Here is a 15453-nt window from a genome sequence, read left to right on the forward strand (position 1 = left end):
ATTCATGAAGTATCTTCGATTGATACTATTTATGGGAATTATGCTGAGCATTGGAATTACTAATTCCAATGCTCAAATTTTTCCTAAAATCATCAAAAAAGACCGCAATCAAACCCAAATAGAGACTCAGGAGCGAAAGAACATTGAGTTAAGAGGATTTGATCAGGAATCTTATTTACGTACCCTTTCCTCGATTACCGATTCAATTATTTTTAAAAACAATGTGAATTTGGGGAAAGCTAGATCCATTGTTTCTGAGGATCAAGATTACATGATTTGGGCACCTACCAACCGCCTTGCGAAAGTTTCGGAGCAAGTTTTAATTGATAGTATTTGGGTAACTGCCTATGAATACTATGCGACCTGGGATTCCAAAAAGGTTGACATTTATAACTTCGATATCAATAATTTTCAAGACACAGTTAAGGTCAGATTATATGATCCATTTTTTGGCTATGATTGGAAAATGCCGTTAGAGAAAACACCTGTTACTTCCCGCTTTGGTTATCGTTGGAGGAGATGGCATTATGGGACGGATTTGGACTTAATTACAGGAAATCCGGTTTATGCAGCCTTTGATGGGATTGTAAGAGTCAGATCCTATGATCGGTACGGGTATGGATATTTTGTAGTAGTAAGACATAAAAACGGCCTAGAGACTTTATATGGCCACCTTTCCAAAATATTGGTTGATGTAGGACAAGAAGTAAAAGCAGGAGATCTACTCGGAAAAGGCGGTAGTACAGGCCGAAGTACAGGGTCTCATTTGCATTATGAATTACGCTATCGAGGTCTTGCTTTCGATCCCGAATTGGTCTATGACTTTGATGAATCAAAAATTCTGAGTCAGGAATATTTAATTACCCCAGAAACCTTTTCTCACTTAGCAAAAGCAAGGCAACAAATTTACCATCGTGTTAAAAGAGGGGAAAACTTAAGTAGTATTGCTAGAAGATATGGGGTCTCTGTTGGAACCATTACCCGTCTAAATGGGATTTCTACTAGAAGTATATTACGAGTAGGTCAAAATCTAAGGATTCGATAAGATGAACAAACTGGATATTTTAGTGATTGCAGCTCATCCTGATGATGCAGAATTGGGTTGCTCTGGTACTATTGCAGCACATGTTGCTAAGGGATATAAAGTTGGAATAGTCGATTTAACCCAAGGAGAAATGGGGACTCGAGGTACCCCTGAAACCCGAGTTAAAGAAGCAGCAGAAGCTTCTGAAATTCTGGGTTTATCTGCTAGGGAAAATATGGGATTTCAGGATGTGTATTTTCAGGATGACACCAGTCATCAACTTGCTTTGGTTAAGGTAATCCGAAAATATCAACCCGATATTGTTTTGGCGAATGCTGTGAGTGATCGCCACCCTGACCATGGAAAAGGTTCTTCATTGGCTTCTAAGGCTTGTTTTATGAGCGGTTTGAGAAAAATCGAAACTTCTCTAGAAGGAGAACTTCAGCAGCCTTGGAGACCGAAGTTTGTTTATCATTTTATCCAAAACAACTACATCGAACCGGATTTTGTAGTGGATATCACGGAATATTGGGATGTGAAAATCAAAAGTATTTTAGCCTTCAAATCTCAATTCTATGATCCGAATAGCAAAGAGCCTGAAAGCTTTATTTCAGATCCTGATTTTTTACCGTTTATCGAGGCAAGAGCACGCGAAATGGGGCATAAAATTCTAGCTACCTATGGTGAAGGATTTACCGTGGAGCGAATGATGGGTGTTGATAATTTGTTTGATTTGAAATAATTAAGGGGCTAACCTAGATATGGTCCAGGTTCCTTCTTCATTTATTTCATAAAGGATTCGATCATGCAAACGGCTAGGTCTTCCTTGCCAAAATTCAATTTTATTGGGAATTACACGGAAGCCGCCCCAATGCGGGGGACGAGTCAAAGGTTTTGATTCGAATTCCTTTTTAAAATTTTCTAATTGTTTTTCTAAAAATTCCCGCGAATTTATCTTTTCACTTTGAGGGGATGCCCATGCGCCAATCTGCGAACCTACAGGACGACTTGTAAAATATTCATCTGACTGCTCGTCGCTAATTACCTCTACGTCTCCTACAACACGAACCTGTCTTTCTAACTCCCCCCAATAGAAGGTTAGGGCTGCTTTAGGGCTTTGTAGCAGCTCTCTTCCTTTTTCACTTTTATAATTTGTGAAAAAGACAAAACCATAATCCAATTCTTTTAAAAGTACAATTCGTGCATTTGGGTATCCATCCGTGCCAAATGTCGAAAGGGTCATTGCATTGACTTCAAGTACTTTAGAACTGACAGCTTCTTGAAACCAGTTGTGAAATTGAGTAAATGGATGTTCATTTACATCTTTGATTTCTAATGACTTAAGTGTGTATTCCTTACGTATCGATGCAATGTCCATAAAGTCTTGACTATTTATTTTCTTTCGGAATAAAAGTACAATCAGTATTGCATTTATAAAATTTCAACCTATATTTTTCCTGAGTTTTATTCAATAATGTAGGCCAATGAAGAACGATGGTATTTCGACTCCAAAAGCCGGTGATTTGTTAATTTCCGAGCCGTTTTTGCAAGACGAAAATTTTTCTCGGTCAGTCGTGTTACTGTGCGAACACAATGAAGATGGGAGTTTCGGTTTAGTCTTTAACAAACCCTCCATTTTACGGTTAAATGAAATTGTAGAAGAATTGGAGTTTTTGAATGTAGAAGTATATGTTGGTGGGCCTGTGGAACAAAATACGCTACATTTTGTCTATTCTGGAGAAAAAATGCTAGAAGGCAGTATTCAAATTGGTGAAGACTTGTGGTGGGGAGGAAATTTCGAAGAGTTAGTTTCTGCTTTGAAAACAGGTCTTATTTCCGATGATTCTATTCGCTTCTTTTTAGGTTATTCGGGATGGGGTCCCGGTCAATTGATTGATGAGCTAACGGAAAATGTCTGGATTATTTGTCGGGAAAAACTTGATCCGGAGACTTTTACCAGCACGCCCGAAGAACTTTGGAGGAGCTTATTAAAAAGCATGGGAGGGGAGTTTAAGGTTATTGCAAATTATCCCACAGACCCACGATTAAATTAGCCAAAATCCATACATTTGCCCATAGAGACTTGAAAAAGTAATGTTTTTATGACTGATCAAAGTAAAGAAACGTCCCAAGAGGACAAGGTGACCCAAGCTTCTGAAAATATTGAAGCAACGGGTAAGAAAGAAGAAAAAGTAGAAACTAATTCATCCAAAGCTGAGACGGAAGAATCTGCGAAGTTTTCCGAAGAACCCGAAAAGGTTGAGGAAACTCAAAATGAAGCTGTAGAAGTATCAGATTCGGTAGAGAAAGAAGAATCTGAAGAGGTAAAAGCTCATGATACTGATTCCGATGCAGTTGCAGGAAGTCAAGATGATTCTTCATCCGATGAAGAGGAGGAGCATGAGGAAGACGATCATGATTCTGAAGAAGAATTAGATTTGGAGGGACTTAGCAAATCTGCTTTGGTGAAGCTTATCAAAGAAAAGACTCTCCATGCATCCAATCTCCTCAAAATCGAACGTATTGTTAATGAAATCAAAAATGCGTTTGATGAAATTACCCACAAAGAAAGAGATGAAGCCTTAGAAAAATTCAAGGCTGAAGGTGGAGCGGAGGATGATTTTGATTTTCGTCCTTCTGATGATGAAAGAGAATTCAACAAATATTATTACGAGTATAAGACCCGAGTAAGTGGTATTCGTAAGGAAGCTGAAAAAGCTAAAGAGCGGAATTTAGAGCTCAAAAACGAAATACTCGATAAACTTCGTGAGCTGGTTGATGGAGAAGAGACTACACTTAGCATGAACGCCATCAAGGCTATTCAGCAAGAGTGGAAATCCATTGGTCCGGTTCCAGCATCTCAAAACAGAAATCTTTGGGCGAGTTATAACGCCTTAATGGATAGATTCTACGATAATCGAAGCATCTATTTTGAACTGAAGGAACTTGACCGGAAGAAAAATCTTGAAAGCAAAATGGAGCTTTGTGAAAAAGCCGAGGCTTTGAAGGATGTTTCTGATTTGAAAGAGGCCATCAAAGCTTTGAATGAGCTTCATGAAGAATTTAAGCATATAGGACCTGTTCCTCGAGAAGAGCAAGAACCGCTTTGGCAGCGTTTTAAAGCTGCCTCTGATGCTATATATGATCGTAGAAAGGTTTATTACGATAGTCAGAAAGAAGTCTTCAAGAAAAATCAAGATGAGAAAGAAGCTCTAATCGAGAAATTGAAAGGATTTCTTGAATTCAAAGGTGACCGAATCAAAGATTGGAATACTAAAACCAAAGAGATTCTTGAGATTCAAAAGGCTTGGGAAAAGATTGGTCCAGTTCCAAGAGAAAAAGGAAGAGAGATCAATAAGGCATTCTGGAGTTCTTTCAAGCAATTCTTCAGTCATAAAAACCAGTTTTTCAAAGAGCTCGATGAAATCCGTGCAACTAACGCTGCAAAGGCCGAAGAATTGATTCAAAAAGCAGAAGGATTAAAAGAATCTACAGAATGGCAATCCACCGCAAATGAAATGATCAAGTTGCAGCAGGAGTGGAAAAAGCTAGGTCCAATGCCTGAAAAGAATCGAGATTCCTTATACAAGCGATTCAAAGGAGCTTGTGATTATTTCTTTGATAGTCGTAGAAATGCCAATAAGCAGGCAAATTCTGAATACGAGGATAATTACAAAAAGAAGATTGAACTCTGCGAGCAAATTGAAAAGGCAGCTTCCGGAAATCCTTCTGAGGAAGAAATCACCGAGTTTGTTCAACAGTTCAATGAAATTGGTTTTGTACCTCGAAAGAATATGAAAGAGGTTCAGAATAAATTCAAAGCTGCTGTCGATGTCTACTTGGAGAAACTTTCAGAAGATTTTAATCGGGAAGATTTCTTATTCAGGTTGAATTTGAACAGAATTCAAGGAGATCCAAATGCTACTAGAACCATGAACAAAAAAGAACATGGTATTCGAAAGCAGATTTCAGACTTGGAAAACAATATTACGCTTTGGAAGAATAACTTGGAATTCTTTGCTGCTTCCAAGACAGCGGATAAGTTGAAGGATCAATTTGACGCTAAAATCCAGAAAGCAGAAGAAGAGATAGAAAAGCTGAAGAAAAAGCTTTCGATCCTTCGGGAATTTTAAAATTTTTCTTGCTCAAAGTGAGGAAGATAGCTTTGAATTGGAAAAATTCATGAAATAGCATTTGGAGCAAAAAAGCCGAGCATATATATTTGCACCACGTTAAAGGAAAGCCTCTTTAGCTCAGCTGGTAGAGCAACTGACTTGTAATCAGTAGGTCGCTGGTTCGATCCCGGCAAGGGGCTCTTTTAGTAAAGCACTTAGATATCTTCTAGGTGCTTTTTTTTTGCCCTTTTTAGAGTTGTAGAGATGGATTTGATGTTCGTACTTTATCTCTAACAATAAGTATATTTTAGCCTGCAAAGCTAAATACACCCATTTCTATTGCTACTTCAATGACAATTTCAATTACATTTTGAATTCAGGATATCTTAAGGATCAAATGTTTCGTGCCCATGGCACTTCCTTAGAGGTTGATTAAAAATTGTTTTACCAAGCTTACGTGCCTATGGCACTTGTAAGTGAATTTTCTTTTGTTTCTATTAAAAAGCAAATTAAAAGTACTGTAGATTAAATCTGAGACTAAGGAATTGGAGGTTGGATGTAAAAATTCTAATTCAATCGATGAAATAAACGAACCCGTAAAACATTTTGAGCTGGACGGATTCCTTGTTCATTGAAAATGCGGTAACGCTGAGAGATAAAATGAAACTCGTATCGAAATTGCTTTGAGATTTTATGCCCTAAAGCAAAGTGAAGGCGTGTTTGATTGACAAAAAGTTCCTGTTCAGCTTGTTTATCAATAGTTTGAAAGCCTTCAAAAAGAGATTGGAAAAAGATAGGGCGTTTTTCTCCCAACCAGGTGATATCTTTTGTGTTTACCCCGATTAAACCTCGTACTCTGACATTGAAAGTGTTATTTTCTTGAAAATAAAAAAAGCGCTCTTCAACTCGGAAACGATAAAAAAAGTCGATAGGTCCTGAAGTTGGAGTTTTCAAAGTGACACCTTGATGGAGGCGAAATTCATTTAATTCATTGCTGTTTTCTAGAGAGGTCCCAAACCAAGCAACTGCACCGGAAAGACTTAGCTGATTATTTAACTTAAAAGTGGCAGTAGGACGGATTAAAGTTTGTTTCCAATCTGGATTGGTGAAAAGTCCACGAACCCCCGCATCTCCTCCTAAAGAAATTTTCTCTGTCAAAGGGAATTTCAAAGAATAGTTAAACCAAAACTGCTGATCAATTACGTGAGCATTTGCCTCTTTTGAAAAAAAGAGTCCAAACACACAAATAAGGAGTGTTAATAAGATTTTTTGAATCTGTGGTTTTAGCATTTATTCTTATCCTCAGGGTTCAGGATAAAAGGAAACGTTTCAAGTCTAATTTAAATTTTAGAAAATGAATTGATAGATTTTTTATTTAAACAGTCTCTTTTGAAGTATAAATGAAAACCAAGGATAAAAAAATAGAAAAGCCGCCTCGATTAAAAGCGGCTTTTCGGCTACAACAGGTTAATTAGGTTAATTTTTTTTGCTAAGCGTAAATTCTGGGAGATACTTGATTTTTCCGCCTTCCATAGCTGACTCATGGGCTAAAATTCCCACACAAGTGATATTTGCTGATTGTCTAGCATTTGGATAAGGATCACGGCCTTCATCCAAAGCAGTAAGGAATTCATGGACCAAATGCGGGTGAGAACCTCCATGGCCAGAACCTTGAATAAAGGATAAATGCTGGTTTTCATCCGAGTCATATACGCCTTGAGTAGTGAATTTCTGGATTCCCTCAGGAAGTAAGTGAGCATAATCAGGAATTTTGACTCTTTCAGGCACTTCGCCCGTGTGAATTACAGAATCTTCATGCTCAATCAAGGTCCACTCAAAGGATTTTTTTGATCCATACACATCAAAGCTTTCTCGATACTGCCTAGCAGTATTAAACAGAGAGCGCGTTACTTCTGCGGCAAGATCGGAGTCTTTCAATTTGATATGGCAAGTCTCAATCGCAAATGGAGAACCGTATTTTGGAATTAGATTTTCATCAATGCGTCCTGATCCTAAGCAAGAAACATATTCTGCTTCACCTTTAGGCAAGGCCAAAACTGGTCCCACGCAGTGAGTAGCATAATGCATAGGAGGGAGGCCTTCCCAATACCCTGGCCATCCAGCCATTTCCTGCTGATGCGAAGCTCGAAGGAATTGAATCTTGCCCAATTCTCCTTTTTCATAAAGCTCCTTAACGAAAAGAAATTCCCGGCTGTAAATGACCGTTTCCATCATCATATAGGTCAGACCCGTTTTCTCGCTCAGCTCTACTATTTGTCTACACTCCTCAACGGTAGTTGCCATTGGGACTGTGCAGGCTACGTGCTTTCCTGCTTTTAGGGCTTTTATGGATTGCTCTGCGTGATTTTGAATAGGGGTGTTGATATGGACCGCATCGATGTTGGGGTCTTTCAAAAGCTCATCATAATCGGTATATACTTTTTCTATACCGAAAGCCTTTCCGATTGCCTCTGCCTTTTCCTTGTTTCGTTGACAAACTGCATACATGTTTGCCAAAGGATGCTTTTGATAGATAGGAATAAATTCGGCTCCAAATCCTAAACCGATGATTGCTATGTTAATACGTTTTTTACTCATAAGTATATCAATTTTGGGTTTTCAAATTTTGTAAGTGTCACCCTGAGCGGAGTCGAAGTGTTGTTGATTCCTCTCAGGCTGACAAGATTATTGATAATCCTTGATCTAGTTTTTTGCCCACTTTTTAAGGAATTCCAATCCTTCTTTGGCAAAGCCATCTTGACTTGGAACCAATGGTTTCCATATACAAACCGCACCCGCCAATTCTTTTACATTGGGTGTGAAACTTTCAATAGAAATTGTGCCGCTATAGCCAACTTCTTCAAGACCTTTTTTCCAAGCAGCCCAGTTGGTTTGTCCGGTTCCCGGTGTACCTCTATAATTTTCCGACACCTGTACGTGGATTAATTTATCCCCAACACTTCTGATGGCCTCCTCAATACTTGGTTCTTCAATACTGACATGAAATCCATCTAATAAAGCTTTTGCCTGAGGTTCATTAATGTCAATTATTAATTTCTTCAATTCCTCGGCTGTGTTGATTAAGTCCGTTTCAAATCGATTGAGGGTTTCTAAAGCGATCTCTAAACCGAATTCACCTGCACGATGACAAACCTTGCGAAGATTTTGAACAGCACGATCCCATTCCACTTTTCGCTGCTCAGGAGAGACCAATCTAGCCTTCCCTACAGCCGAATACATTGGGCCTGCAACAAATCCAGCTCCTAGTTCGGCAGCGATTTCAAAGCAAGAATCTAGATACTCAAAGCATGTTTGATGGTATGTCGGATCCTCATGGGTAAAATCCCTCGTAGGACCAAAAGCTCCACAAATGATGGGTTTTAGCTCATTTTCCTTCAGAGCAGCTTTTACCAATTTCAAATCAATGAGTTCTGGATCTTCTACAGGAATTTCCACAGCATCATATCCAAACGACTTGATTTTCGGAAAAAGAGAAACCGTATCCTTATTAAAAGGGGAGGTCCATAGCCAGGTACTAACTCCAAATGTTACATCTAAAGCCATACCTATTCTACTTTCATGATTCCATTCATCATTCTCCAGTGTCCAGGAACGGTACATACAAATGGATATTCACCTGGCTCGCTTGGAGCTACAAATACTAATGATTCTCTCCCTTCTGGATCTACCAAACGGGTTGCAATAATCACTTCTGGTATGCTTGGGACATAATTCTGCTCGGCTCCTTTAGGATTTCGGGCAAGTTCGTCTGCTGCTTTTCCAATAATCTCCAAAGACCCTTTCTGACCTATCACCATATTGTGTTGCATGAAATCAGGATTCTCGAAATCTATGGTAACCTGAGACCCTGCCTTTACGGTAAAGCTGGTCTTGTCATATTTCATTTCATGCGGAACCACCGCGATTTTGACAAATGAGGTACCATTTGCAGCTACTGTTGCAGACGTGGTTTCTTCCTCATCCAAGGCAGTTCCTGGTTTGCGAAGTGAAAGTGTGGATTTATTGCTTAGACGGCCTCCAAACCACCAAGTACCTTCATATTTTCCGACTACATTTCTGCTATCATTTTGTCCTACACGTACTCTATTTGGGCTGAGAGACTCTGTGAATAATCCTTTGGTCTTTCCTTGGCCGATTTCCTGACCATTGATTTTTAGGCTCATGCTACCATCTTCCAACAAGGAGGCATTAATGGTAAACTGTTCTTCAGGAAGTCCTTTTTTGGAGCTTAAAATCGTCAAATTGTTATCCTGTGCTACAGCAAAGTGCAAGGCATCCTGATAGATATAAAGGCTATACCCATTGGTGTTATTTCCTTGTGCAACTAATACGCCTTCGAGCGGATTTTCACCCTTAGAGACCATCATGCGAATGTCGATTTCTTTTCCTGCAACGTCAGGAGGGAAAAGGATACTATTGCGCTGGTCAAGTGGATATTGCTCTGCAACCAAACTTCTGCTGATCCGATCAGATAAGGAAAGCTCGGTGTTTTCATCTGCTTGAATCGCTGTAGAAATTTCCCGTTTTGCAAATTCAGTTGGATGCGATAAAACTGCGGCAAAAATTGCCTGAGGTAAATAAGCATCTTCTCCGTTCTCTTCTTTTTGGGCAACTTCTACGAGCATTTTAGCAGCATCTTCTGAAAATGGCATATCCGAAATTGCCAAAAATGCTTCTTTACGAGTATGCAAATCCGAATCGTTAATAACATTGGAAGCCATAATTGCTTTCAGCGAAGTTGCAGTCCTTGGCAATACACGAATAGCATTCTTGCGAACCGCTGCTGAAGGATGGTTTAGAGCTCTTTCTACCACTCGAATAGCTACTTCATTTCCTCCATCCAATTCACCCAATCCATGAAGCGTCCATAGCGCATTAACGGCCGGTCCATTCAAACCAACTTTATCAACCTCCTGATTCTGAATGATTCCATACAAATCTTCTACTATTGATTTGTCCTGCTTTTCTACAATCAATCGTTGAGCAGTTATTCTCCAAAACAGGTTGTCACTTTTCAGTGCTTCAATCAAAGTTGCCCCATCAGCGTCCTTCAAATTGAATGTCTTCGAATCTTCGCCACCCTTATAGCTGATTCGGTAGATACGACCGTGTTGACTATCTCGAAGTGGATTGATATAGGCATTTCCAGCGCCGTTTTCAAATCCTCTTGGGGTTGGATTGTGCTGAATAATAAAATTGTACCAATCAGCTACCCAAAGAGCTCCATCAGGTCCAACTTCTGCATGAACCGGAGAGAACCACTCGTCTGAACTTGCTAGAATGTTAAAGCCGTTTTTCTCAGTAAATCCAGAACCATCAGGGTTGATAATTGCATGGTGAAGAACGCGGCCGGTAGGCTCAGAAACGAAAGCAATCCGATTCCAATAATTTTCAGGGAAGCTTCTTGCCGTGTAAAAATTATGACCTGCAGCTGCAGTATATCCTCCATGCCAATCCACCTGACGGAGGAAAGGAGTGAGGTGAGGCATGTCATAGTGGCTATCGATTCCATGTACTGTGTTGGCAGAGCCTTGGAATATGGGGCGTCTTACATAATTATTGGCCATTGAAAAATAAACACTATGTTGACCGTTGGCAGTAGAAATGAATGTTTCAAAATCCTCGGTAAATCCTAGACCCCAAGTATTATTGGAGGTATTACCTAGGTATTCCATATTTTCTCCATTCGGTTCAAATCGATAAACACCTTGCCCAAAAGAATGCTGTTTTCCACTGACTTCTCCTCTAAATCCTGAGTATCCTAATACGCCCCAGATTTTATTATCAAAACCATACTTTAGATTGGATGGCCCTGCGTGAGTATCACTTTTACCCCATCCTGTCATGATAACTTCTCGTACATCCGCTAAATCATCTCCATCGGTATCTTTTAAGAAGACAAAATCAGGAGCCATGGAAATCAAAACACCTCCATTGACTGCCATAATGGAAGTTGGGATGTTTAGGTTTTCGGCAAAGACTGTCGCCTTATCAGCTTTACCATCGCCATCTGTATCTTCTAAAATTTTGATTTTGTCATTTCCTCCTTCGGTTCTTACTTCATTTGGATAGTCCACGGTTTCGATGACATACAATCTTCCTCTTTCATCCCATGTCATAGCCATTGGATTGATGATCATTGGCTCACTAGCAAAAAGCTCCATTTCAAAACCTACCGGAATCTGAACAAGCTTCATGCTTTCTTCTGGAGACAGTGGCAATTGGAAACGAGGAGCTGGATCTCTTCGCTCATAATTTGGGATTTCAGCATCCCTAAATTCCGGAATAGGTATTTGATAATCTGTCAAAAGCTGATTCACTTGGTCACCTACTGCCCAAAGGATTCCATTCGCAATTAGCTCTTGGAATTCAGGTTGCTTCCAGGTTTCCTCATTGTGTCCATAGGCCGTGTAGAAAACACGCCCATTTCCTTCTTCCAAAGTCCAGGCATACGGCTCTCGATGATCACCTTCTACACGCTCCATCAGCACATGCATATTGGGATTGAGCTGAGAATGCACGTAAGTTTCATCCCAAGTTTCAAACTCCTCAATACCTTGCATGATAGGATGGGACGGATCTACGATCTCAGCGGTGAATTCCCCCTCTTCATGGGATTTGAATTGTCCGCCTACAGTTTCCACATACCAATCCGAATTACGGAAACACCAAGAAGCACTGTGAACCGGAATAAAAGCCTTACCACTTTGAATAAAGTCTTTTAATGCTTTTTCCTGATCAGATGTGATTTCATCATGATTGGCATAAATCATTAAGCCATCATAATTATATAAAACATCCTCATTTAGATCTTTGGGATCCGTCGTATAGGTTAGGTTGATTCCTTTTTGGAATAAGGGGATACCCAGATGGAGCATTAATTTTTCGGAATTATGATGCTCACTTTCATGTCCAAGAACTAGAATTTCCACTCTTCGTGGTTCGGTCATGGATAAGTAGGTCTCCTTCTTTTTACTGCAGGACACTGCCAGCAACAGAAAGAGAATTATAAGGGAATAAAGAGGTGATTTTCGATTAAATTGGGTCATCATTCTGATTTACTTTTTCGGAAAGCTATATTCTAAATAATTCAGGTTCAATGCTCACTGTATTTATTTGAAAACTGACTGAATTTTATCATTTTGTTGAACTAAAGGGGATAAAAACAAAAAGATACAGTGAAAAATCCAGTTAAGAAAACACGTATTCCAGAGCAGAAAGCCTTTGTGATTCAGGAATTAATCGCTCCATTTTTTGATGTTAACTGGCATTTTCATTCCGAGTACCAATTATTTGTTGTGCTGAAGGGGAGAGGGACTCGTTTTATTGGGGACCATATGCAAGCATTTCGAGAAGGTGATCTGGTTTTTACGGGTCCTAATTTGCCTCATTTGTGGAAAAATGATAAAGAATATCATGATCCTAAAAATGGTCTCGGTACTCATGGTATCGTTATTTATCTTCCAGATAATTTTTTAAATCAATCGGTTTTTTCTCTAGAAGAATTTGAAGGAATCGCTCAAATGCTGAAAAAGTCAGAAAGGGGAATTGAAGTGACTGGCAAGACAAATCAGCTAATCACGGAAATGATGAAAGAAATGCTTCATTTGAAGGGGACGCAGCGAATTATTCAATTATTGAAAATTCTCGAATTGATGGTTGATTCACCGGATTGTAGATTGATTACCAATGCTGGTTACATCAACTCCAATAAAGAGTCTGAAAAGGATAGAATGGGGCAAGTCTATGAATATGTGATGCAGAATTTTCAGGGAAAAGTCAGTCTTAAGGAGGCTGCACGAATTTCCAATCTTTCCCAATCAGCCTTTAGCCGATATTTTAAATCTCGTGTGAATAAGACTTTTTCTGAGTTTTTGACCGAGGTTCGAATTTCCCATGCTTGCAAATTATTGCATGAAAGTGACCTGAATATCAGTGAGATAGCCTATGAATGTGGGTTTTTCACCCTTTCAAATTTTAATAGGCTATTTAAAGAGCGGATGAACCAAACACCACAAGAATACAGGAAGGAATTTTTGGATGCTTTTGCGGCTGTTTCTTAATCCAAATTGATTTTTTCAAAAACCTCATCAGCATACGAGGAACTAACAGGAACTGTGAATTTCCCAAGACGCAATTGATGTTTTTCGGCAACTTTGATGTGGTTTTTATTTGCCAAGAAAGAACGGTGAGTCCGGATGAAATAGGAAGGGAGTAATTTCTCGGCCTCTTGTAAAGTCATCCGGGTTTGATGACAAGCGTCTATGGTTTGAAAATGGACATAATTACCCTTGGATTCACAAAAGATTAAATCTGAGAAATCAATTCGAACTTGTCCTTCATTGGTTTTGATAAAGATCCAAAGCTCTTCTTCAGCATGAGATGAAAACCAATCTCTAGCTTTTTGACAGGCTTTCAGAAAACGTGGAAAGCTGAATGGCTTCAATAAATAATCCATAGCATCCAAATCGAAGCCTTTTACTGCATAATCCGAATATGCGGTGGTGAAAATTACCTCGGTTCCTTTGGGAAGCAACTGAACCAAATCTATCCCCGAAATATCGGGCATATTGATATCCAAGAAAAGTAAAGGAATGGAATGCTCTTTCAAGTATTCCAAACCTTCTATTGCATTGGTGAATGTTGCCTGAAGTTCCAAAAAGGGAACTTTGGCAGCATGGGATTTAATTACTTCGAGGGCAAAGGATTCGTCATCTATAGCGATGGCTTGGATCATGGTTTATTGAATTTGAACCGAAAAATGGACAAAGAAATCGGTATCATTTGAAATGATATTCAATTGATGTCGATTGGGATATACCAAATTCAAACGCTTTTTGACATTATCCAAACCGATTCCTGATGATTCTTGTGATTTTTCCTTTGATTTCGAGGCATGAACGCTATTTACCAAATCCAAATGAACCGAACCTGAAATACATCGCAGGTTCATTCGAATCCAGGATTTTTCCTTTGCAGAAATGCCATGTTTGAAAGCATTTTCCAAGAAAGGAATCAAAAGCATAGGAGCTATCATTCCTTTGCAGGAATCATCATTGATCTGGAAATCAACTTCCAGATTGGATTGAGCTCCAAATCGCAGCATTTGCAGATCAATGTAATTTCTCAAATAATCGATTTCCCTGGAAAGAGGAATTTTAGCCTGTTGGTTTTCATGAAGCATAAAGCGCATCATATCTCCCAGCTTTTGAATCCCATCAGAGGTTTTTTCTGCATTTTCCATGAGGGCACTTGCATATAGCGTATTTAGCGCATTGAAAAGGAAGTGAGGATTAATCTGGGAGCGTAAGAAGTCCAGGTTGGCATTCCCTTGATTTACCTCAGTAGTAAGGTTCAAAATTTGCCCGGTCATGGATTCATATTTTTTGAAAATTAAATTCGATAAAGGGTTGATTATTAATAGAATAATTCCATTCACCAAGAATCCAATTAAAATAACTTCTTCCTTATTGTTATAAGCTCCAATGATCATGAATAGCATAAATACTGCGATCAATAAAAGTGCTGTAAACCAATTGGCTTGACGTTGTTTGCCGGCTTTTCGCTTTTTGTAAATCAAGAAAAAATTGTAGGTAACAATCCCAAGAATTACTGGAAGAAAGATCAGGAATACGATAATCACTGATTCTCCGATGATTGTTTTTTGGCCTAAAAAGAGGAAGAAGATCAAAACAATAAAGGTCAAAATCAGTCGACTGAGATTGTAAAAAAAGTAATTAGGGAATCGGGGAGGTGTAAACATCCCCTTGAGTACCAAAGAGCCTCCCTGATGACTGATATACAGAAATATAACTCCCAAATAAAGCTGGAATAGATTTTCAAAGCTGGAATTGAGTCCAATGGTTAAAATCGATGAAAACAGAAAACCCAATCCTAATGTCAAGATTCCAAAGCCTAAGAGTGGTCCTATTTTTTTTGTACTTAAATAGTTGGGAATCAATCGCATGTGGAAAATATAAAAAGTCATATACAAAGCTGTAGGAATGAAAATCTTGGCGTAGGAGGGAGAACCGCTAGAAAGCCAGCGATGGGAATTGATGGAAGTGAGGTTGAAGAGCACAATGCTCACAAAGAGTAAAGTGGTAATCCACCATTCAATCTGTCGGAAATCAAAACTTTTCGTTTTCATCTTTTAAATAAGAGTCAAAATGGAAATAAGGTGATAAATCAAGGCAACCAAAAGAAGAAAATAAAAGCCTTTATGTTTTTTGGGTACAGAAGCAATACGTTTCATCTTGTTGTCTGATTTTTTGACAACATTACTAGCGGAAT

The 15453-nt window shown here is 39.0% G+C and carries 12 protein-coding genes and 1 tRNA gene; 6 read left to right on the forward strand and 7 right to left on the reverse strand.

What is annotated here, in order from left to right; all coding sequences use genetic code 11:
- Positions 1-4 precede the first annotated feature (4 nt).
- Together E4S40_RS03125 and bshB1 are read left to right on the forward strand one after the other, a co-directional pair.
- Entirely contained in the window at positions 5-1045 is a 1041-nt protein-coding gene (locus E4S40_RS03125; protein ID WP_135070710.1) for a peptidoglycan DD-metalloendopeptidase family protein, read from the forward strand.
- 1 nt (position 1046) lies between these two features.
- On the forward strand, positions 1047-1766 hold the full coding sequence (gene bshB1, locus E4S40_RS03130) for a bacillithiol biosynthesis deacetylase BshB1 (protein WP_135070713.1): 720 nt from the start codon (positions 1047-1049) through the stop codon (positions 1764-1766).
- Here the strand turns inward: bshB1 and pdxH are convergent, their stop codons facing one another.
- Positions 1767-2402 carry a pyridoxamine 5'-phosphate oxidase gene (gene pdxH / locus E4S40_RS03135; RefSeq protein WP_135070716.1) on the reverse strand — a complete coding sequence of 212 codons (636 nt, stop codon included), beginning with the start codon at positions 2400-2402 and terminating at the stop codon, positions 1767-1769. It abuts the gene before it with no gap.
- Between the two features lie 106 nt (positions 2403-2508).
- Between pdxH and E4S40_RS03140 the strand changes: the two genes are divergently transcribed.
- The 3 genes from E4S40_RS03140 (at position 2509) to E4S40_RS03150 (ending at position 5339) form a co-directional block, all read left to right on the forward strand.
- Complete coding sequence (locus E4S40_RS03140; protein WP_135070719.1) at positions 2509-3078, forward strand: YqgE/AlgH family protein; 570 nt, start codon at positions 2509-2511, stop codon at positions 3076-3078.
- 48 nt (positions 3079-3126) lie between these two features.
- Entirely contained in the window at positions 3127-5157 is a 2031-nt protein-coding gene (locus E4S40_RS03145; protein ID WP_135070722.1) for a DUF349 domain-containing protein, read from the forward strand.
- 109 nt (positions 5158-5266) lie between these two features.
- Positions 5267-5339, forward strand: a tRNA-Thr gene (locus tag E4S40_RS03150).
- A 367-nt stretch (positions 5340-5706) separates the two neighbouring features.
- On the opposite strand, the gene E4S40_RS03155 is transcribed toward E4S40_RS03150, so the two are convergent.
- The 4 genes from E4S40_RS03155 to E4S40_RS03170 form a co-directional block, all read right to left on the reverse strand.
- Entirely contained in the window at positions 5707-6429 is a 723-nt protein-coding gene (locus E4S40_RS03155) for a DUF2490 domain-containing protein (protein ID WP_135070725.1), read from the reverse strand.
- A gap of 186 nt (positions 6430-6615) precedes the next feature.
- Positions 6616-7737: a Gfo/Idh/MocA family protein gene (locus E4S40_RS03160; protein WP_135070728.1), complete on the reverse strand. Its 1122-nt coding sequence runs from the start codon at positions 7735-7737 to the stop codon at positions 6616-6618.
- Positions 7738-7842: 105 nt separating this feature from the next.
- The gene (locus E4S40_RS03165; RefSeq protein ID WP_135071558.1) at positions 7843-8703 is read right to left on the reverse strand and encodes a sugar phosphate isomerase/epimerase family protein; all 861 of its coding nucleotides are present in this window, start codon (positions 8701-8703) and stop codon (positions 7843-7845) included.
- A gap of 2 nt (positions 8704-8705) precedes the next feature.
- Positions 8706-12209, reverse strand: coding sequence for a PVC-type heme-binding CxxCH protein (locus E4S40_RS03170; protein WP_135071561.1), 3504 nt, complete (start codon positions 12207-12209; stop codon positions 8706-8708).
- Between the two features lie 129 nt (positions 12210-12338).
- Here E4S40_RS03170 and E4S40_RS03175 point away from each other — a divergent pair, with 129 nt between their 5' ends.
- Complete coding sequence (locus tag E4S40_RS03175; RefSeq protein WP_135070731.1) at positions 12339-13223, forward strand: AraC family transcriptional regulator; 885 nt, start codon at positions 12339-12341, stop codon at positions 13221-13223.
- Here the strand turns inward: E4S40_RS03175 and E4S40_RS03180 are convergent.
- Positions 13220-13897 carry a LytR/AlgR family response regulator transcription factor gene (locus E4S40_RS03180; protein WP_135070734.1) on the reverse strand — a complete coding sequence of 226 codons (678 nt, stop codon included), beginning with the start codon at positions 13895-13897 and terminating at the stop codon, positions 13220-13222. The genes E4S40_RS03175 and E4S40_RS03180 overlap by 4 nt on opposite strands.
- 3 nt (positions 13898-13900) lie before the next feature.
- Positions 13901-15310: a sensor histidine kinase gene (locus tag E4S40_RS03185; RefSeq protein WP_135070737.1), complete on the reverse strand. Its 1410-nt coding sequence runs from the start codon at positions 15308-15310 to the stop codon at positions 13901-13903.
- Between the last annotated feature and the right edge of the window lie 143 nt (positions 15311-15453).

This window comes from Algoriphagus kandeliae, assembly GCF_004571135.1.
In the GTDB taxonomy this organism is placed as follows: domain Bacteria; phylum Bacteroidota; class Bacteroidia; order Cytophagales; family Cyclobacteriaceae; genus Algoriphagus; species Algoriphagus kandeliae.

Coding starts and splice junctions, on each gene's coding strand:
- E4S40_RS03125 (WP_135070710.1), top strand. CDS start 5: ATGAAGTATCTTCGATTGATACTATTTATGGGAATTATGCTGAGCATT.
- bshB1 (WP_135070713.1), top strand. CDS start 1,047: ATGAACAAACTGGATATTTTAGTGATTGCAGCTCATCCTGATGATGCA.
- pdxH (WP_135070716.1), bottom strand. CDS start 2,402: ATGGACATTGCATCGATACGTAAGGAATACACACTTAAGTCATTAGAA.
- E4S40_RS03140 (WP_135070719.1), top strand. CDS start 2,509: ATGAAGAACGATGGTATTTCGACTCCAAAAGCCGGTGATTTGTTAATT.
- E4S40_RS03145 (WP_135070722.1), top strand. CDS start 3,127: ATGACTGATCAAAGTAAAGAAACGTCCCAAGAGGACAAGGTGACCCAA.
- E4S40_RS03155 (WP_135070725.1), bottom strand. CDS start 6,429: ATGCTAAAACCACAGATTCAAAAAATCTTATTAACACTCCTTATTTGT.
- E4S40_RS03160 (WP_135070728.1), bottom strand. CDS start 7,737: ATGAGTAAAAAACGTATTAACATAGCAATCATCGGTTTAGGATTTGGA.
- E4S40_RS03165 (WP_135071558.1), bottom strand. CDS start 8,703: ATGGCTTTAGATGTAACATTTGGAGTTAGTACCTGGCTATGGACCTCC.
- E4S40_RS03170 (WP_135071561.1), bottom strand. CDS start 12,209: ATGACCCAATTTAATCGAAAATCACCTCTTTATTCCCTTATAATTCTC.
- E4S40_RS03180 (WP_135070734.1), bottom strand. CDS start 13,897: ATGATCCAAGCCATCGCTATAGATGACGAATCCTTTGCCCTCGAAGTA.
- E4S40_RS03185 (WP_135070737.1), bottom strand. CDS start 15,310: ATGAAAACGAAAAGTTTTGATTTCCGACAGATTGAATGGTGGATTACC.